The organism is Pectobacterium jejuense (genome assembly GCF_026800125.1).
Classification (GTDB): domain Bacteria; phylum Pseudomonadota; class Gammaproteobacteria; order Enterobacterales; family Enterobacteriaceae; genus Pectobacterium; species Pectobacterium jejuense.
In genome coordinates this window covers 37,058-57,375 of sequence record NZ_JAPQKX010000012.1, presented here as the reverse complement: position 1 = coordinate 57,375, position 20,318 = coordinate 37,058, and the positions used below count along the sequence as shown (strand labels likewise).

Below are 20,318 nucleotides of genomic sequence, written 5' to 3'. Positions count from 1 at the left end.
TCGTCGGTATCCGGCTACGTTATTTCTGCGTTAGCAGGGATAGACGCGTAACCCCCGCCTGCTCGACATCGGCCAGCAGCGCGGCGACAGCCCCGTAATTCACCTCTTTGTCCGCCTGCACCTGCACCACCAAGTCCGCATTACCCGCTTTAGCCTGTTGCAGGCGCGGCACCAGCTGTTCGCGTGCCAGACTTTCTTTATTGATGAAGACACGCTGCTCGCCATCAATGCTAATCACCACCGGATCGGCGCGATCGGCCGGTGCCACCGCCGACGTTTTAGGGAGTTGAATCGGAATGGCATTGGTCAGCATCGGCGCGGTAACAATAAACACCACCAGCAGTACCAGCATGACGTCCACGAGCGGCGTGATATTCATTTCACTCATGACGTCTTCATCATTACGCGAGGTAAACGCCATATCAGACCACCTCTCTCAGGTTCTTCACGGAGAAAGCGGCGGCCGATGGCTCCGCGCTGGTAGGAAACGTGCTGACATGAAAATCGTGTGCCTGCATCACGCTATAAACGTCATGGGCGAAGTCATCCATGTCCGCGACAGCCAGCTTGAGGCGACGTAAAAAGTAGTTGTAGATCAGCACCGCAGGAACTGCGACGGCAATCCCAATTCCAGTCGCAATCAGCGCGTTGCCAATCGGCCCTGCAACGGTGTCGAGGCTGGCAGAACCAGAAAGCCCGATCTCCTGCAACGCCGCCATAATGCCCCAAACGGTGCCAAACAGGCCGATAAACGGCGACGTGCTGCCGATACTGGCCAGAACCGCCAGTCCGCTTTCCAGCGAACGACGTTCACGCTGAATCTGCTGTTGCAGCGCGCGCTCAACCCGATCGGGCAGATGAATATTCAGAGCAAGTTGCCCGCTAATCCGCTCCGGCGCTTTGACCGCGGCCAGCGCCAGATTGGCGAGGGAACCGGGCTGTTTTGCGCTGGTTTCTGGCGTCTGGCTAACGTCATCCTGCTGCCAGAAGGCGGCACGAAAGCGTCGATCGCGCCGCTGCGCCCGCCCGTATTGGACGAATTTCAGTAGCCCCAGCCCCCAGGTAACGAGAGAAAACAGCAGCAGTAACAGAATCACTGCGCCTTCCGCAGAAAAGAGTTCAATGTGTCCGAGCGTCATAACCAATACCTCATGAATTTAGCGAAAAATCGACGGGAACAACCACCCAGCCGCTAACCGGCTGACTGCCGCGCCGCGCCGGAACAAAGGACCAGCGCCGCACCGTGTCTCTGGCGGCGTCGTCCAGCGAGGGATAGCCGCTTGATTGATGGATACGAATGGTTTGCACCTTTCCATCAGCACGCACCTGCACGTTCAATAGCACGGTGCCTTCATAACCGCGGCTAATCGCCACGTCGGGATAAGACGGTGCGGGATTGTGCAGGTAGTCAGCATTCGCGAGCGGCGGCGTCAGCGGTGCGTCAACGGGCTGCGCGACGGCCTTTTGCGCCACCGGAGCAGGCGTTATCGGAGCTGTTGCCGATGCGGCTTCCGCCTGAGGTTTCGGCGTCGGTGCGGGAGGACTCTTTTTCACCGCGACCTTTTTCGGCACGGGTTCAGGCTTTTTCTCAGGCACTTTTTTCTCGGGCTCTTTTTTCTCAGGAGCGGGCGGCAACAGCGCGTTGTCATCCACCGGCTTGTCCACAGGAGGCGGAGCGAGTTCCGGCGGTGGCGTTATGACGTCAGGCTCAATAGGTTCAGGTTCGACAGGCTGGGCTTGCAGCACCGGTTCGGCAACCGCCGCAACCAGCTCGACGCTGACAGGCTGTGGCCGGGCAGGCACCGTAACGGGCGGTGTCGATGCGCTGTTGAATAACGCCAGCACCGCCGCGTGCAATAGCAACGTCGCGATCACCGCCAGCCAGCGTTCCGGTCGGGACGACACCGTCGTATTCAGCGTCGGCAAGCGCGGCTGCACGACGCCGCTCACCCGGCTGGCGTACGTAGTCGGCTCCGGTGAATAAGACCGGGATCCTGACGCCGCTCCCGCATAGAGTAATTCCGTCATGGTATGTGCTCCTGACCGTGTGTATTTATACCCGTCATACTTCAAATTGCCTGTGTGTTGGCTTCCCTTACTCACCCCAGTCACTTACTTGTGTAAGCTCCTGGGGACTCGTTCGATTGCCGCCGCCATGCAACTCGAATTATTTAGGGTATTTACCCGCCACACTTCACATTGCAGGCGTCATGGATAGATGACCTGAAATAGCATTTGAATAATTGATTCTTCTCGCGTGCTTAATAAAGTCAACGTATGTATCTGTATATCGATATTTATTTAATTGGAAAGATAATGGCATTCATCGCCTAACGACAAACTAAAGGCAATAAGTCCCGATAGGCTAATGCATAGTTGGAATAGTTTTTTTTCGTTCGCTGCATAGTGATGAAATAAGCGATGAATGCTGATTTAGCTATTTACTAAAAATAATAATGCTTTTTTTGTATTAGTCAGTTTATTGCCAAGCCTTTAAATGTGGTTCTGCAACAAGATGACGCCGTGCTAAACCGGCGCAATAACAACATCGATATTCGCACACTCACATTCAAACACCTCATCACTGGCGGGCAAGAAATGACAACATCAGGACGAAAATGGTTAGTGACCGGCTTATTGGCAATGGGTATAGCCTGGTCAGGCATCGCATCGGCTATCACTGAAATTCGTATTGCCGCACCAGACATTGGCGCGGGCACAAAACCTAGCGGCGGCGGTCTGCTCGACGTCATCCATAGCCAGAAGCTGCTAGAGCGCGAGTTCAGCAAAGACGGGATCAGCGTCCGCTGGACATTCATCAAAGGCGCCGGCCCCGTCATCAACGAAGCGTTTGGTAACCATCAGGTTGACGTGGCCTATCTGGGCGATTTAGCCAGCATTATCGGTCGTTCTCGCGGTCTGGATACGCGCGTGATCGCCGTGGCATCACGCGGCATCAACCATTATCTGGCGGTCGCGAAAGGCTCCGGCATTGAGAAAATCCCCGACTTGAAAGGCAAGCGTATTGGGATCTTTCGCGGAACAGCGGGCGAGTTGTCCTTCGTTAGCGCGCTCGATTCACAGGGCCTGAAGCCTTCTGACGTGAAGCTGATCAATCTCGATTTCGCGGCAGCCAGCGCGGCGTTAGCCGCTGGACAGATTGACGCCACCTGGGGCGGCAGCAATACGCTTTCGCTGCGAGATAAAGGACTGGCGGACATTCCGCTGTCGAGCCGTGATCTGGACGGCGCAGGCCAGCTCAGCGGCTTCCTGCTGGTGGATGAGAAATTTGCCAAAGGCAACGAGGATATTCTGCGGCGCTTAGTTAAAGTGCAGCGCGAAGCAGCAAACTGGGCCAGCGATGCTAAAAATAAAGATGAATTTATTCAACTCTTAGCCACCCAGTCAGGCTATCCGGAAAATATATTACGCGTCGAATGGGATACATTACCGCCATTATCTGAGCGTCTTTCACCCGAATTAGATACCGCCTACGTGGAAAAATTAAAACGCGCGGTAAAACTTGCCTATGAGTCACGCCTTATTCGACAGCCTTTTGATGTCGACAAATGGCTAGATGATTCTTATCTGAAAGCAACCCAGTAATTTATTTCCCCCAACAGATTATAGCCCACGTATTGCCGTGAATTTCACGGCAATCGGCAGCCTATTGACGATATTCGGAAGAAACTATGTATTTTAAAAGACACCAGCAGTATTTAAAAAAACATCAACCGTATTTTAAAAAACACCAGCGCAACATAACGTCCGGCATTTTAATGAGCTGCGTCTTAACGCTGCCCGCGATAGCGCGGGCAGCCGATCCGCAAATCACAACGAATAGCCCATCACAACAAGTAATACCCGGCACCGAGGCGGTAACCGCCGCTCCCGTCCAGTTGAAACGCGTGAAAGTTAACGCTCAGCGTGTGCCCGTTCAGCCGCCGACCACGCTGGCATCGGTGATCGATGGCAAAACGCTTGAAGAAGAGCGGATCTACCGCTTTGAAGAACTGTCGCAGCTGGTGACAGGGCTGGATGTCGATACCGTCGATGTGATGGACACCACCGTGACCATTCGCGGGATTGGCGACGGCGGCGAGAGCGGCACCAACATCGGTATGCCGGGCAGCGTGGGCCTGTTTGTCGATGGCGTTTACTTGTCCCGCCCCGGCGTCATCTCTAATGACTTGCTGGATATCGACAGCACCCGCGTGTTGAAAGGCCCGCAGGGCGCGGCCTACGGCTTCAATACCACCGGCGGCGCGATTGATATTCGCACCCGCAAGCCGACCTTCACGCCTGAATATTCACTGGAGCAATCGTTCGGACAGCGCGGCTATCTGCAATCCAAACTGATGGCGTCTGGGCCACTCAGCGACCACTGGGCGGGACGCATCAACCTGTCGCGCACGGAGCGCGGCGGCAACGTCACGAATATCGAAAACGGCCATAAGCTAGGAGGCAGCACCAATAACGGCGTGCGCGGTCAGCTGCTGTATCAGCCCAATGACAGCTTTAGCCTCAGAATCACCGGTGACTACAGCGATTCTACCCAGCGCCCGGTCTCGGTGCTGGTAAGTGCAACTGACGACTTCCGCACCCGCGCGCAACAAACTGGCCTCAAGGTCGTCGGCGGTCGTCAGGTCGCGATGGATGACGAGAATATTATTCGTGTTGCGCAAGGCGGTGGATCAGTCGAGGCCAACTGGAAGCTGAAGAGCGGCTATAGCCTCAACTCCCTGTCATCACTGCGTTATTTCCGCGTGTTGCCCAGCACGGCAGATAACTGGAATATCCCGCTCTATCGTGACAGCGGCGCTGACGTACGCGATCGCGTCTGGTCGCAAAGTTTTTGGCTCGACTCGCCCAAAGGCAATACCTTCGATTATTCAGTGGGCGTCGATTACTGGGGAGAGAACCTCGATACCGAGGCGAACAGTCGCTACTACAACGACAACCGCGTGCGGACGTGGGTAGGAAATGGCTATCAGGGCATTAACGTGCAGCGTTTTGGCACGCTGGATGACACCGTTTATTCCGTCTATGGCCGCGGGACCTGGCATGCTGCCGATAAACTGGATGTCATTGTCGGTCTACGTCAAACCTATGAGAAGAAAGAGGGAACGTTCCAGCGTAAAAATCGCGCCACCTTTGACTCCGGCCCGCTCTCGCAAACCAACCATCTGCCCTCTGGATCCATCAGCCTGAACTGGTTCGCGGCACCGAATGTCACGCCTTACGTCACGCTAGGCTACGGGGAAAAATCCGGCGGCCTGAACGTGTCCTCCGGTGCCGCAAGGCAGTTGGGGATTGATTCGCTGTACGTCGATCCCGAAAAAACCCGTTCGGCAGAGTTGGGGGTCAAAACCCACTGGCTACAGCGCAAAGTGGAATGGAATACCGCGCTGTTCTGGAGCGTCGTCGAAGATTTCCAGAACAACGCCTATGACGAAGAAACGGATACCAGCTATCTGATTAACGCTGGGAAATTCCGCTCGCGCGGCGGCGAAACGCAGTTAACGCTGCGCCCCGTTGATGGCCTGAGCATCAGTCTGGCCGGTACCGTTCTGGATGCCCGCTACCTGAATTTCCCTAACGCCCGCTGCCCGGCAGAGATCTCCGCCACCTCGTGCGATATGTCTGGGAAGCGCGTCTTTAAATCCCCGACGCTGAGCTACAACACCCGCGTGCGTTATCAATGGGATACGCCAAATAACCTGCAAGCCTCGGTTTCCGGTCAATGGTCATGGCGGAGCTGGGCCTACGGCACGCTCGACGATTCCGAATCCAACCGCATTCCCTCATACGGCGTCCTCAACCTGTCTAGCGGGCTGAGTGGCAAGCAAGGTGACAACCGCTGGAACGTGTCGCTGTGGGTGAAAAACGCGCTGGATAAAAACTACTACCGCTCCGTCAGAGGCTCCAGCGCCACAACGGGCGTGATTGGTGAACCACGTATGGTCGGAATCTCAGTCGGTTACGATTTCAAGGGCTAACGTCATGGACAAGATGACTTACTCACGCCGACGCTTCCTGCGTGACAGCACGCTGCTGGCGCTATCGGCACCGTTCTGGAGATCTGCGCACGCCGCTCCGTCTGCCTCAGCCTCTGCCTACGCTGGCGAAGCGGCACCGCAGGTCAGCCTGCGCTGGCTGGACGGACAGCGCCCTCTCGCTTTCACCGGCGTGACCTGGGGCGTTCCCTGGCCGCAGGGGGCCGTGCGCAACGACAGTGGTTTCCAACTGCATGACACGCAGCAGCGCGCTTATGACCTGCAAAGCTGGCCGCTGGCTCGCTGGCCGGACGGCTCGATTAAATGGTCAGCACATGCGCTCGGCGGCGACACCCCGCCGGAAGACGGGCTAACGCTGCGGCCGACAGCCAAAGCAGAGGAGCCATCGGGTGCCGGGATGGTCAGCGAACATGACCACGGCTGGACGGTGGATACCGGTCACATTCGCTGCGTGATTCCACGTTCTGGCCCCCGTCTGATCGAGGAAATCTGGCGGGATAATCGGCTGGCGTTAACCAACGGCAGGCTGGTGTTGCGCATGCAGCGAGGGGCGGAAACGGATAGCACGCTGACGCAGGATGCGTACCAGGGGGTGATCGAGACGGTCACGGTGGAGCAAAACGGGCCGCAGCGGACGGTGATTGCGCTACGCGGTACGCACCACTCGCAACAGCAGGGGGTGACGCACATCCCCTTTATTATCCGGCTGTATAGCTATGCGAACACCGACTCACTGCGCGTCATACATACCCTGATCTATGACAACGACGACGATCTCCTCAGCCTGAAAGGACTTGGGCTGGCGTTCGACGTTCCGCTACAGGGAGAACTGCACGATCGCCACGTACGCTTCGTTTCGGATCAGGGCGGGCTCTTTCGTGAGGCGGTACGCGGCCTGAGTGGACTACGTCGCGATCCCGGCGCGGCCGTTATCGCGGCACAGTTAGCCGGGCAAGCCACGCCGCCGATAGCAGATTTTTCACCGGAGGTCGGGAAACGGCTGGATTACATCCCCGCGTTTGGCAGCTACCGCCTGACGCAGCACCATCCCGACGGTTTCCAGATACACAAACGCACCGCTGCCGGACAGGGCTGGCTCCTTTCCGCCACCGGCGAAAGGGCGGCGGGCGTCGGCTATCTGGGCACGCCGAAAGGTGGCGTGGCGTTCGGCCTGCGTAATTTCTGGCAGAGCTATCCAGCCTGTCTGGAAATTGACAATGCCCACACTGACACGGCGACCGTCACGCTCTGGCTGTGGTCACCGTGGGCAGAACCGATGGATATGCGCTTTTACCATGACGGGCTGGGTCAGGATACCCATGAAAAACAGCGCGAAGGGCTGGCGATCACCTACGAAGATTACGAACCGGGCTTCGGGTCGGCGGTCGGCGTGGCACGCACCAGCGAGCTGTTTATCGATGTGCTGCCCGCTACGCCAGACGCGGAAAATCTGGTGAATCGGGCGCGTCGTATGCAGCAACCGCCGCTGCTGGTGGCGGACGCTCAGGATCTGCACCGCGCGCAGGCGTTTGGCCCACTCTGGGCACCGGCTTCCGCCCCTTCTTCCTCTGCCACCACGCCCGGCCGCATCAGGCTGGAGAAACAGCTGGATGCGTATTTCGACGTCTATCAACAGGAAGTTGAACAGCGCAAATGGTACGGTTTTTGGGATTTCGGCGACGTGATGCACACCTATGACAGCGACCGTCATGTCTGGCGCTACGATGTGGGCGGCTACGCGTGGGATAACTCGGAACTCAGCACCGATCTGTGGCTCTGGTATTACTTCCTGCACAGCGGACGCGCCGAGGCGTTTCGCATGGCGGAAGCCATGACGCGCCACACGGGCGAAGTGGACGTACACCATCTGGGACGCTTTAGCCCGCTGGGATCGCGGCACAATGTCCGCCACTGGGGCGACAGCGCTAAACAGTTGCGTATTTCTACCGTCGCCAACCGCCGCTTTCTCTACTATCTCACCGCCGATGAGCGCATCGGTGAACTGATGGACGAACAGGTCGAAGCGCTGCGTACACTCGGCACCGTGCTGCCCGGCCGCAAAATCGGACAGACATCGCCCGCCGCTCCGCATCACGTCAGCCTGAGTTTCGGGACGGACTGGGGCGCAGTAGCCGCCGCCTGGCTAACCGCCTGGGAGCGGCACGGCGATCCGACAATGCGAGCACGCCTGCTCACCAGTATGCAGACCATTGCTGCCCAGCCGCACGGCTTTTTCACCGGTGGATCGGCCATTGACCCCGATACCGGCCGCGTCGTGCTGGCTCCACCGGATCAGGTGGAGATCTCACATCTGAGTGCAGTTTTTGGTCTAACGGAAATCTGTAGCGAACTGGTTGAGGCATTGCCCGACCCCGCTTTTACGCGCGCGTGGCTCGACTACTGCCGATTGTATAACGACCCCGTTGCGTTAAGCGCGGCCGTGGGTAAGACGGTGAAAAAGCTCAATCTGGCTCAGGGACATGCCCGACTGACCGCCTTTGCCGCCCGACAGTTAAACGATCGCGCGCTGGCGCAGCGCGCCTGGGCAGAGTTTACCGCTGGCAGCGGCGGCATCGCCCATCCGACTCTCGAACAGCGGCGCTTAACGCCTCCTATCGTGCTCTACCCCATCGATGAGCCGGTGATCGATTCCACCATTGATAAACATTCCGGCAGCACCGCAGCCGCCAACCTAGCGACCAACGCCGTCGCCCAGTGGGGATTAACGGCCATCGCCCTGCTGGCCTTGCTGGATGACATTCCCTCTTCTTAATGCCGCCACCCGGCGGCACTCTACAGGACATCACCATGACTGACCCAGGCTGTACTGAAAACACGCTCCTCCTGTCGCCGCAGGCAGACGGCACGCGTGACATTATCGATTCACCACACCGTTCCACGTTTCTCTGGTCCACGGATTCCTCTGGACAGCCGCTACGCTGGCAGGTGGAGCAGGAAGATCCTGAGCGCACGGCGATCCAGACAACGCCAGAGCGTCTGACGCTGGAAAGCGCCGCTGGGCTGACGATCTGGCTGGATGCCCCGCTCTCGGGCACCTATCGCATCGCCTTCACGCGGGAAGTTCTGGTCGCAGATCGCCCTTACGACCGCGTATCCGACCTAAACCAGTTCTGGGCCGCGCGCGACCTGCACCACCCGAACCTGTTTACCCGATACGGCAAGCTCAACGAATATGACAGCCTGAATCTGTACTATGTCGGGATGGGCGGTAACTGGAATAGCACCACACGCTTCCGCTATTACGACGGTCACGGCGAGCGCCTGCTGCTCGGTGAGTACACCGATGCCGCGCATCTGCTGCGTCCTCATCATCGCTATCGCATCGTGATTGAAGTGGATCGGCGGGAAACGCGTTTTTGGGTCGACGATGTGCTCTATTTCCACGCCAGCTATTCGAATACGCCTGCCCCCGGCTATTTCGGCTTTCGGACGGTATTTTCGCGTCAGGAAATCAGCGAGTTCAGCATCACTCCGCTGTAAGCTCCACAGGTGCACCGTGCAGGTCGCTGTCGACCTGCACGAAGGTTTCAATCAGCTTGCGCGCCAGCAGCGACAGGCGGGCGTCCGCCAGATAAATAATGCCGTAGTGGGTATAAAATTCATCGGTGTTGTCGTCCAGACCCGCAATCTTCAACATGTGAATACCGTGCCGATCGGGCTCATTGAAATGGTTAGTTGTCCCGATGGCGTCCGAATGGCGTACCACGTCCAGCAAACTGTAGCCATTCTCACATTCAATGCTGGTACGAATATCCAGTTTACCGCTCAGCTGTACCAGCGCGCGGTGCAAGTTGGGTGGGCGGATCGTTGCTGCCAGCGGATAGGAAAAGAACTGCTCAACGGAGATCTCTTCCTGCGTCGCAAGCGGGTGTCCGCTACGGCAGCAAAATCCCCAGCGGTGCTGGCTCAGCGGCTGTACCCGATAGCGGGTATCGAATTCAAAGTTGCGCATATCCGCCACGATGAAATCCAGCTCTTCAGCCATCAACCGATGGCCCAGCGCCTGCCAGTTATCGACGCGAAAGACCATCCGCACCTTTGGGTAATGTCGCGAGAAATCCCCGATCACCTGTGGCATAAGCCAGGCGGCGGGAGCCGGGCCGCAGCCAAAATTCACTTCGCCCGCCTCTTTCTCATTGAACTGCTGGATATCATTAAACAGATCGTGCGTCTGATTAATCAGGCGGCGCGCGTGTTCCAGCACCACCAGCCCTTTCGGCGTCGGCTCCAACTGGTTCATGCGATCAATCAGACGCGTGCCGATGGTCTGTTCCAGCGACTGGATACTGCGGCTAAAAGCGGATTGGGAAAGCTTCATCGCCTGTGCTGCCGACGTAAAATTGCGATGCTCAATCAGGGCAATAAAGTGGCGCAGTTGGCGAAGATCGATATTCATAGCGGCAATCGGCGTGTCATCAAGACGGAAGGAATGGGCAGGCTAGCAGGTCTAGACGTGCAGAAAAAATAATAAAACCGATGTTTATATTCTCGTCGGTTATATATGCAGCACGGTCTCTTAATACATCAATCCAGAGGCATCGCGAGTTTTGCTGTTACCCGGCGTAAAAAATTATGCTGAGGAGATAGCGGGCTTAGGATGAGCCGCAGGGATGCGGCTCAAGCTTGCGCCACGTCGGGAACGTGTCGCAAGCGGTCCTTTAAGCCAGATACCGACGAAGGCACCGCGTCAGCGGCATAATTTCCCGCCTAAAGCCTGGGGTCACGGGGCGAGCGGCGTTTGAGCCGTCCCGTGTCGGGCGCGTGCTACGAGGTAGCATGAAAATAATGTCATTATCGCGCACGAAACTATCTCAACATCTGCATAAAAATGGACGAAGAGATAGAGCACATCAGCTTTCGTGGATCAGAACAGTTTTTTCGCTGTCTCCAGCCAGTCGCCTTTGAAAGGACGCTTCATGTTCTCAATGGCATCAACGATGTCGTGGTGCACCATTTTCTCATTCTGGATACCGACACAGCGGCCGCCATAGCCCTGCTGCAGCAGTTCAATAGAGTAGGCACCCATACGCGAGGCCAAAATACGGTCGTAGGCAACCGGCGAACCGCCGCGCTGAATGTGACCAAGCACGGTCGCACGGGTTTCACGTCCCGTTTCTTTCTCAATGTATTTCGCCAGTTCGTCGACGTCGCACACCAGTTCGGTGATCGCCACAATCGCGTGCTTTTTGCCTTTTTCGATGCCCGCTTTGATTTCGCAGACCAGATCTTCCGGGCTGAACGGCACTTCTGGCAGAACGATGAATTCACAGCCGCCGGCAATCGCCGCCGCCAGCGTCAGGTCGCCGCAGTGGCGTCCCATCACTTCAACAATGGAAATACGCTGGTGTGAAGAGGAGGTGTCGCGCAGGCGGTCAATCGCTTCCAGCACGGTTTCCAGCGCGGTAAAGTAACCGATAGTGTAGTCCGTACCCGCAACGTCATTATCGATCGTGCCGGGCAAGCCGATACAAGGGAAACCCATTTCGGTCAGGCGCTTGGCACCCATATAGGAACCGTCACCGCCGATGACAACCAGCGCATCCAGACCGCGTTTCTTCATATTTTCTACGCAGACCTGACGCACCGCTTCATCACGGAACTGCGGGAAACGCGCGGAGCCCAGAAACGTGCCGCCACGGTTAATCACATCCGATACGCTGTAGCGATCCAACTGCTCCATGCGATCTTCGTACAAGCCCTGATAGCCATCATAAATACCGAAAATTTCCAGCCCTTCCGATAGCGCAGCGCGAACCACACCACGAATTGCGGCATTCATACCTGGTGCATCGCCACCGCTCGTCAACACTCCGATTCTTCTAATCATGACAACCTCTGGACTTGTAGATGTAATTTTGCAGGATTCTTCTATCGTAAATTCACCGCCGCCGTGAAACAGGCAGCAACGCCTTATGCTTTTATTAGCATATTATAACAAACACCCGAAGCTGAATTGATTCAGGTCAGGCTAAATTGTGCATAAATTTTCATGGCGTATCACGTTTTTAACATAAAATGCTGAAACCTGGCCGACTACGCCGTCAATCTGCCACGCTGATTTTCCGGCACAGCAGAAACCGGATCCTGATGGATAATAATATCGGCGCCCGGAAACTGTTCACGCAATGCCTGCTCCAGATCGTCTGCGATTTGATGCGCCTGAACCAGCGGCAGCGTGTCATCCATTTCCAAATGCAGTTGAATAAAGCGCGTTGGGCCGGAACGTCGGGTACGCAACGCATGTGCGCCGCGAATGCCCGGCCAGTTCACAATCACTTCAGCAATCGCGCGGTGCTCGTCTTCCGGCAGTGCGCGATCCAACAGCGACTGCACGGCGTCATACCCCATGCGTAACGCGCTATATAAAATATAGCCGCCAATACCCAATGCAAACAGGGAATCGGCGCGCGTAATGCCTTTCCAACTGAGCGCCAACGCCACCAGAATCGCGCCGTTCATCAACAGGTCGGACTGATAATGCAGCATATCCGCACGCACCGCCTGACTGTGCGTGCGCTTCACCACCCAGCGCTGGAACGACACCAGCAGCAGCGTAGCCACCAGCGCAATGAACGTCACCCACATGCCCACTTCCGGCGCGTGCAGCGTCTGCGGCTCCAGCGAGTGTTGCAGCCCCGTCAGGATCAGGAATAGCGCCGAGCCGGAGATAAACATGCTTTGCGCCAGCGCAGCCAGCGATTCCGCCTTACCGTGGCCGAAGGCGTGTTCCGTATCTGCTGGCTGCAACGAGTAGCGCACCACCAGCAGGTTCACCAGCGACGCAGCGATATCCACCAGCGAATCAACCAGCGATGCCAGCAGGCTCACTGAACCAGTGTGCCACCAGGCAAACACCTTCATTATGAACAGCACCAGCGCCACGGCCGTTGCGCTCACGGCTGCCAGCGTTACCAGACGCGCATAGTGTGGATTCATCATGCCCTCACGTAAAACGGATGCCCTTACAGAAAACGGAGACCTTGACGGAAAAAAGAGTCGCTTGTATTCAGTTCGCCAATGACGTTTTTAACACACGGGAATAGCGGACAAACGTAAAAATACAGCACACGGTTGCCAGTATCGCCATCGCCGCGCCAATGAAACCGATGTCGGGCAGGCCCAGATGGACAATCACCTGATTGCCCAGCAGCGCACCGCCGCCGATCCCAATGTTATAAATTCCTGAGTAGAGCGCCATCGCCACGTCGGTGGCATCCGATGCCAGCGTCAACACCTTGACCTGCATCCCCAGACTCAGCGCCATAATGGCGATCCCCCAGACGACACACAGCGTCGACAGGCTCCAGCCGCTGAATGACAAAGGCAGCAGTAGTAGTAAACACAGCGCCAGAAACGCGAACGAAACAATCAGAAAGCCCGCCGGATATTTGCTGCTGTAGCGGCTGAACAGCATGCTGCCAATGATGCCGGCACCGCCAAAAATCAGCAGCAAGATGGTGGTGAAGTTTTCACTCAACAACGCCACTTTCTGGATAAACGGCTCGATATAACTGTAAGCGGTAAAGTGTGCGGTTACGATCATCACGGTCAGGCCGTACACGCACAGCAAGGCCGGACGTTTAAGCAGAAGAGGCAAACTCTTCAACGAACCGGAATTACTGCTCGGCAGCACAGGCAGCAGTTTCATCAGACCCAGCATAATCCCCGCGGCAAGCAGGCCAATAAGGACGAACGTCACACGCCAGCCCAGATACTGCCCGACTACACGCCCCAGCGGTAATCCCAGCACCAGCGCCAGCGCCGTGCCAGTCGCCAACAAGCTTAATGCCTGCGCTTTTTTGTCCGCCGGTGCCAGACGCACCACCAGCGATGCCGTAATCGACCAGAATACCGCGTGAGCCAACGCCACGCCGATACGGGCGATCACCAACACCCAATAGTTCCAGGCCAGACCGGACAACACATTGCTGACGGCGAACAGGATAAAGATTTTGATCAGCAGGCTGCGTCGCTCCATATCGCTGGACATCAGCATGCAGGGCAGCGACATCAGCCCGACCACCCAAGCATAGATCGTAATGATCAGCCCGACCTGCGCGGCACTCATGGAAAAGCTGGCGGCGATGTCTGACAGAAGCGCAACGGGGGCAAATTCAGCGGTGTTAAAAATGAAGGCCGCCAGAGAAAGACTGACGACGCGTAACCAGGCGGTCGAACGGGAAGAACGGGTCATGGTATTGATATCAAAAGTTAAAATAAAAGAATGCGCCCCCTGTCATGGCAGAGGCTAACGCGATGAAGCAATGGTACAGGGAAAGTATGACATCGCCGTGTAATCGGCGAGTGGCCAAGGGTATTTCAGCGTGCTTTTATGAGGATGTCAGCCAAAAGCCTGAAGACAGGTAAGGGAACATTCATGAGCATCATTTTTGGTGCTCATATTCTACGCTTTACCACTCCCTTACGCTGTCTTTTTTCGTGCTCTTCTTAACTCAACCTTTATCCTGTTTTCTGTCAGGAAAAGGCGCTACGCAGATGGCGCTTGGCGTAGCACAATCGGTAATCCGTTTTGAAAACGCTGGATCCTGTCGCAAAGAAAGACGATCCGCAGCAGGCTATCCACTTCCGGCTGGGGCTGCGCTAAATAGTGCGACAACGCGTTTTCAACGAGCGTTAAACCCAGTTCATTGGCCGTTTTCATGCTGTGTTGCAGCTGCTCTCTTTGCGTTGAGGTTAAGTGCCGACGTCCGGTGCAGGCCTGCGCATCCAGCACATCAAGAATCGGGCGACAAACCCGCTGTGCCAGTGTGGGCAAGGGACGCTGCACCGTTTGACGCTGCTTTCTCTCCGCAAACATCGCTTGAATATGGCTAATAAAACTGGGCACGGTTTTCTTGGTCTTGATGGTCTGAAAATCCAAACAAAACGCGGTCACCGCGCTGCCATCGCTTACCAGAAGAGAATAGGGATGGAGGTCAATGTCATTCCCACGGCGACGGGGCTGAACCAGCACCGCCACAATCGCCCACTTTTGCTGAGTCGCCTGTTTGAGCCTGTCTATACGCTGATGCTGCGTTTTTTCCCAGTTTAGGCTCAGATACAGCGCATTATCCGCGTCATCAAAGACCGGCCAGACCACGCGCTGCTCCACCTCATTCCAGACAACGGATTCATAACGGTTCACATGCAGCAGCAGAGGCTGTGGGTAATCCTGATTCTCTTGCTCAAAATAGTTAAACAGCTGCGACCAGTCGGCAATGCCGCACGTCGATTTACACTGCACATAGGCGGCGGTAGGCCACGGCGTGCCCTCAAGGTTCGCGTAGCTGTCACCCCCTGCGGCCAATTTCCCGTCGTCAGAAAAACGCGGGTGGTGCAGCGTAAAGGGAGTGCGCATGATGTGTTCGCCCAGCTGTTTCCACATGGCCTGACCCTGCCACACGCCCTGCTGGCTAAACGTCACATCATGGTAATCGGCGCGCGCTTGCGTGCAGTGCAGTAATTGCTGATTCTCACTATCCCAAAACGAAAAGGTGGCACCACGCGCACCGCCTTCGGTGACCCACCACTGCGCGCCCAATGGTACAAGCGATAAGGCTTCAGGCTGTTGTTGATACTGCCGCCGCACTTGCCCGCGCAGGTGTAGCAAGCGCTCAGGCGTCGCCTGCTCAAGCTGGTATAAATAGGCCGACAGACGGGCAATGAACAGCAGCACGTCACGCTCTTCCAGACTGTAATGCCTGTCTGCTAATAGGCTGACCTGCCCGCTCACGTTGCGCAGATAACCCGCCAGCCGGGGCAATCCTTCCGCACGCGCGGACATATTCAGCAAATGAAGCTGTCGCGCACTGCTTTTACTGATATGCGACAGCCCCTGGTTCAGGATGTCCTGAATAAACGTGTGAAGCGTAGCAATCAGCGCGCGCTCATCGGCATGTAGCGCCCGCACCTGCGTTTCCTGAGCCAGACAATCCTCGGACCACGGCCAGACGCGCTGATTGGCTTCAAAGAGGCAGGCAATGGCAGCAAGATGCAAGGCTGGCTGCTTATCCCGTAAGAAATCCGACAACATGCCAGCAAACCCCGCCCCAGCCAGATAGATAACGGGACTTTCCAGCGTCGGCAGGTGAATTTTCAGTTGGTTGGGTAGTGATTCCGTTCTCACCGATTCTTCCGCCCACATCTGAACAAATCGCGCGGCATGCCGCGCTTGCCCTTTGCCGACCTGCTTCATTAACGCCTCAGGATCAAGCAGTAAGATCTCGGCAAGCACGTCTATTGGTGGTGCAGTGGTTTCCTCAGAGAGGGCTGTGGTCTGTTCCGCACTGCCTTCAGCATGGGCTTGTAACCACAGCACCGCCGCCAAAATGTGCTTACAGCAGCCCGACGCTGGGCAATCGCACCGCGCGGTTTGTATCCCCTGCGCATTCAGTACCACCTGCTGACCATCGCTGACAAAATGCCCTTCTTGCCCGGCGTCGGTCACCAACGCTACCTTATCGCCAGCCAGATCTTTTTTGGCTCGGCGCAGTAAACCGACATTCGCAAAAACGCCCAGCGCATCGTCATCATAATTCAGGTAGAGGGATTGCCAGCTCATCGCATCACCTCCGCCAGCCACTGCGCAAAATGCTCCGGCGTCAGCGCTGCAACGTGCATGCCGCGATCGGCCAGCTTTTGCCCGATTGCGGTGTCGTATACCGGCTGTGCGGCATCATCAAGCGCCGCAAGCCCTAACAGCGTGATCTGCTGACTGTGCATACGCTGCACGCAGCTGAGCAAGCGATTCAGCGCACCGCCTTCTTCAAAATCGCTGATTAGCGTCACGATGGTGCGCTTCGGGTTTTGTACTCGCTGTTCGCAGTACTGCATGGCCTTCGCAATATTTGTCCCGCCCCCCAGTTGCACCGTCATCAGCACCTCAACCGGATCGTGGGCAAGATGCGATAAATCAACCACCTGTGTATCAAATACAATCAATGAAACCCGTACCGCCGGCAACGCAGCCAGAATGCTGGCGCAGACCGCCGCGTACATCACCGAACTGGACATCGAAGCACTTTGGTCGACGCACAAAATGACATCCCACGGCATATGCCGCTGCATGCGTGAATTAAAATGCGGTGTTTCAATGACCAGCCGGTTCTTATCACGATCAAAATGCTTAAGGTTGGCCGCAATCGTGGCACGCCAGTCGAAATTTTGACTGCTAGCAACAGGTGAACGTCGGAATCGATTCCGGCGACCGGTAAGCGCATTCGTAAACGTCGGCCTCAGCGTACGTAATATCTCATCGACCACCTTGCGAATAATGTCGCGCACCGCTTCACGCGTTTGTTCATTCATCCGTCCACGCAAGCTCAATAGCGCCTTAGCCAGCGCGGGCGTAGGTTCCATCGCTTGCAGAGCCTGCGGATCGTTGAATAAATGCGAGATTTCATAGCGTTCAATCGCTTGCGATTGCATTCGCTCAAACGTGCTGCTGGGGAACAATTTACGCGCCTGATTGAGCCAGTTAACCGCCGTCAGCTGAGACTGATCCAAAGAGCCGTGCCGCCCTCCTTCCTGCTTAAGCCCACGACGCTGATATTCACGGCGATAGAGATAATCCAGAGTACGCTCAACTTTCAGGTCGTGTGCGTCAAACGCCGCGTTACCTAATGCCTCGTCAGCGTAGTGGCCCAGAATCAATCGCCAGCGTTTGCCGTTTTTTTCTTTATCATCAGACTGCGGATCTTGCGCACTCATCGGGCTGCACCCTTCTCTTTTTCATACCATGACAGTAAATCGTCTTCCGCCAACTGCTGTTTCAGCTTTTGGTTTAACTGCATCGTCTGGAGCAGTTCCTGCTCCGTGAAGTCCGTTTGCCAAAGATGCATTTCCGGCTCGGAGAAACCGCATTGCTCGGCGATATAGCTCGCTAACGTCGCATTCTGCTTCGGGGTGAGTTGGCTGAAGGCAAAGCGCAGGTCGGGCAACACATGCAGAAAACGGTCATCATCCCACTGCGACATCAGCGCATTTAACTTATCGACCAAACGCGGCGTTTTGATAATCAGCTCAGGGGCGGCACGCATTAATCCCACAAAATAGCGAACTGCCTGCTCGGGATCGCTCCCCTGACTAAAGACGTTCGAGAGATTGTCATCAAGCGTGTTCTCATCAATGTCATCACCGAGATAGCGCAGCGCATCAACCGCCCCTTTTAACAAAGGCACGTCCTTTAACTCTGGGGCGATCTGCTGCAACTGGTGGTAAAAATCGTGGCTGGCGGTACTAGAAGGATCGAGCGTAGGAATAAATTCAATCAGCTCACGCAAGGCAAGCAATGCGGTGAAATGTTCTTCCTGCTGTGATTCATCGCCCGCAGCGATGGTCGGTAAACAAAACAGCGCCTGTGGAACCAGCTTAAACAGCAGTTGAGTTAATTCAGGCTGATTGCGTAAGCCAAGAAAGTCACGCCCGCGCCAGAGATGAATCAGGCTATGCCCGCATTCCACGAGCGAACTTAGCCGAAAATCGTTGTGTATATCGTCATGCAATAAGCGGAATAGCCCGGCTAAACGCGACTGTAGACCCAATAGCGCCGCCTGAATCAGCACCTGCACCGCATTCTTGCTCGACCGATTCTGCCCCTGTTCCTCTAACTGCTTCTCCAGATAGAGTAACTTATCGATAGCAATCGCTTCGAGCTGGCTTCCCTTCTCCGAGAGCGTAATCAGTCGTCCTTCGATCGACGGTGTCCACGCATAGTGCCACTCTTCAAATAGCAGATCGAGATTGTGACCGCTCAAAAAATCAGGGCCATTACTGCGCGTTGCAAAGCCCACCTCAAGGAAGCTCAGCAGATGAAGAAAGCGGCTGCGGGCACGATGCTGCGGGTTGCGATAGATATCCAAACGGCTCAGTTTGACGAGCGTGTCATCAAGTTTAAAGCGATGGTATTTCGCTAATCGATAGGTTTCAGCCACCAGAGGAGGCGTCGCGCTGCCAGCCGGAATCTGCCCTAACGCATGGCCGGAGAACGCCTTTTTAATCTCAAGCCACAGATCGCGTTGCGCATCATCGATGCTGCCTTTGATAAAACTACTTTGTAGCCCATCCAGCAGATCATAACGACCAGGGCCTTCATGTCCGCGCAATGCCGCTAACCGTACACTCTGCTCGACGGCATTTTTTACCGTGATATAGCTGGGCGGATCGTCAAAAGATTTAGTGCGGAGCAGGCTGGCAACCTCAGACAGAAAACGCATTCCCATGTTATTGCGGTATTCCTGGGTCGTGAGCGCCCGCCCTGCTTCCGCCAGCCGCTCGTCCCGCTGTGCCATGAGCATCTGCCAGCTTCGCTGATAGTACGCGGGCGCAGGCATGCCAGACGCATACCCATTGAGCGCATCTAATCTGTCAAAGCTGTAGCGGATGAGCCATGCACTGTCGTTTTCCGCCTGCTTAAGCTGTTTTTGGTACTGTTTTTTCGCGGCATCCGTGAAGGCATTGAACGATTTCCCGTCGTGAGACAGCCCTTCGAGCAGCGCCAGCGAATGAAAACCGCCGGTGACGACCAGAATTTTCCCCGTTGGGTTTTCGGCACGAACCTGCATGATAGCGGCGAGCATATGTGCCTCACGCTGCGCAGAGCCCTCGGCTTCCAAAACCTGAGGCTCATAATCCAGTCGCGCCAACGCACACCAGACTAGCGTATCGCGGAAAAGCTGTTGCCAGTCGGTCAGTACCTCAATCGAACGTAATTCAAATAAATGCTCCCACAAATCATCGTGATCGCGGCAATAGCATTTTTTTGCGAGTGCCGAAATGAACTGGCTGTGGGCGAGGTAACGTTCCGCTTGCAGGCTCTGACTGGCGTCATTCTGACGTTCCTCAATCGCGATTTGCTCAACCCACGGCAAATCAATAAAGCGCAGTGTCGCGTTGTGACGATGCCCCGCATGCAGGGCAACCCATTCGGGCGAATAGTCACAAAAAGGGAAGAAAGCGCTGCGCGTGGTCGCTTGCGGCGTTTCACCTTCTTGCGGCTCGCGAGCGTGAAAGTCGGCCTGCCCCATCACCGCGATAGGGGGCTTCGCGTCAGGGTGAAGCAAATCGGGCAATAGGTGATTAAAACTGACCGGTGCCTCAATCAGAATGTGATCGGGCTGGATATCGTCAATCAACGACAGCAGGCCATAGGCACAAGCTGGGCTATGGTGGCGAACCGGCGCAAAATAGATTTGCTGCAACTGCAAAAAATCCCATGTTGCCAGCGCCTGTTCCATCCGTGCGGGCAATACGATGTTCGAAAGACTCACCAGCGCGTTTCCT

General features: G+C 56.0%; 14 protein-coding genes. 4 read left to right on the top strand and 10 right to left on the bottom strand.

What is annotated here, in order from left to right:
• Positions 1–19: 19 nt before the first annotated feature.
• From NXT09_RS19455 to NXT09_RS19445, 3 genes are read right to left on the bottom strand one after another with little or no spacing between them, the layout of a single operon-like run.
• On the bottom strand, positions 20–421 hold the full coding sequence (locus tag NXT09_RS19455) for an ExbD/TolR family protein (RefSeq protein ID WP_233967739.1): 402 nt from the start codon (positions 419–421) through the stop codon (positions 20–22).
• Position 422: 1 nt separating this feature from the next.
• On the bottom strand, positions 423–1,139 hold the full coding sequence (locus tag NXT09_RS19450) for a MotA/TolQ/ExbB proton channel family protein (RefSeq protein WP_095993388.1): 717 nt from the start codon (positions 1,137–1,139) through the stop codon (positions 423–425).
• 10 nt (positions 1,140–1,149) lie between these two features.
• Positions 1,150–2,028 (bottom strand): energy transducer TonB, encoded by an 879-nt coding sequence (locus NXT09_RS19445; RefSeq protein WP_268580921.1) that lies wholly within the window; start codon positions 2,026–2,028, stop codon positions 1,150–1,152.
• A 570-nt stretch (positions 2,029–2,598) separates the two neighbouring features.
• On the opposite strand from NXT09_RS19445, the gene NXT09_RS19440 reads away from it, so the two are divergent.
• The 4 genes from NXT09_RS19440 (at position 2,599) to NXT09_RS19425 (ending at position 9,518) form a co-directional block, all read left to right on the top strand.
• Positions 2,599–3,606, top strand: a complete 1,008-nt coding sequence (locus tag NXT09_RS19440; RefSeq protein ID WP_268580938.1) for an ABC transporter substrate-binding protein — start codon at positions 2,599–2,601, stop codon at positions 3,604–3,606.
• Positions 3,607–3,779: 173 nt separating this feature from the next.
• Positions 3,780–5,999, top strand: coding sequence for a TonB-dependent receptor (locus NXT09_RS19435; protein ID WP_268580920.1), 2,220 nt, complete (start codon positions 3,780–3,782; stop codon positions 5,997–5,999).
• Positions 6,000–6,003: 4 nt separating this feature from the next.
• Positions 6,004–8,790: an exo-rhamnogalacturonan lyase family protein gene (locus tag NXT09_RS19430; protein ID WP_268580919.1), complete on the top strand. Its 2,787-nt coding sequence runs from the start codon at positions 6,004–6,006 to the stop codon at positions 8,788–8,790.
• On the top strand, positions 8,790–9,518 hold the full coding sequence (locus NXT09_RS19425; RefSeq protein WP_268580918.1) for a DUF6250 domain-containing protein: 729 nt from the start codon (positions 8,790–8,792) through the stop codon (positions 9,516–9,518). The genes NXT09_RS19430 and NXT09_RS19425 overlap by 1 nt, the downstream gene beginning before the upstream one ends.
• Here the strand turns inward: NXT09_RS19425 and NXT09_RS19420 are convergent.
• The 7 genes from NXT09_RS19420 to NXT09_RS19390 all read right to left on the bottom strand — a co-directional run bounded on the left by NXT09_RS19420 (position 9,505) and on the right by NXT09_RS19390 (position 20,305).
• Entirely contained in the window at positions 9,505–10,434 is a 930-nt protein-coding gene (locus tag NXT09_RS19420; protein WP_268580917.1) for a LysR family transcriptional regulator, read from the bottom strand. The genes NXT09_RS19425 and NXT09_RS19420 overlap by 14 nt on opposite strands.
• A 468-nt stretch (positions 10,435–10,902) precedes the next feature.
• Positions 10,903–11,865, bottom strand: coding sequence for a 6-phosphofructokinase (pfkA, locus tag NXT09_RS19415; protein WP_205549661.1), 963 nt, complete (start codon positions 11,863–11,865; stop codon positions 10,903–10,905).
• 206 nt (positions 11,866–12,071) lie between these two features.
• Complete coding sequence (gene fieF / locus NXT09_RS19410) at positions 12,072–12,974, bottom strand: CDF family cation-efflux transporter FieF (protein ID WP_205549741.1); 903 nt, start codon at positions 12,972–12,974, stop codon at positions 12,072–12,074.
• A gap of 70 nt (positions 12,975–13,044) precedes the next feature.
• Positions 13,045–14,232 (bottom strand): sugar transporter, encoded by a 1,188-nt coding sequence (locus NXT09_RS19405; protein ID WP_240584252.1) that lies wholly within the window; start codon positions 14,230–14,232, stop codon positions 13,045–13,047.
• A 294-nt stretch (positions 14,233–14,526) separates the two neighbouring features.
• The gene (locus tag NXT09_RS19400) at positions 14,527–16,599 is read right to left on the bottom strand and encodes an SWIM zinc finger family protein (protein ID WP_268580916.1); all 2,073 of its coding nucleotides are present in this window, start codon (positions 16,597–16,599) and stop codon (positions 14,527–14,529) included.
• Positions 16,596–17,747: a VWA domain-containing protein gene (locus tag NXT09_RS19395; RefSeq protein WP_205549656.1), complete on the bottom strand. Its 1,152-nt coding sequence runs from the start codon at positions 17,745–17,747 to the stop codon at positions 16,596–16,598. The genes NXT09_RS19400 and NXT09_RS19395 overlap by 4 nt, the downstream gene beginning before the upstream one ends.
• On the bottom strand, positions 17,744–20,305 hold the full coding sequence (locus NXT09_RS19390; protein WP_268580915.1) for a DUF5682 family protein: 2,562 nt from the start codon (positions 20,303–20,305) through the stop codon (positions 17,744–17,746). The genes NXT09_RS19395 and NXT09_RS19390 overlap by 4 nt, the downstream gene beginning before the upstream one ends.
• Between the last annotated feature and the right edge of the window lie 13 nt (positions 20,306–20,318).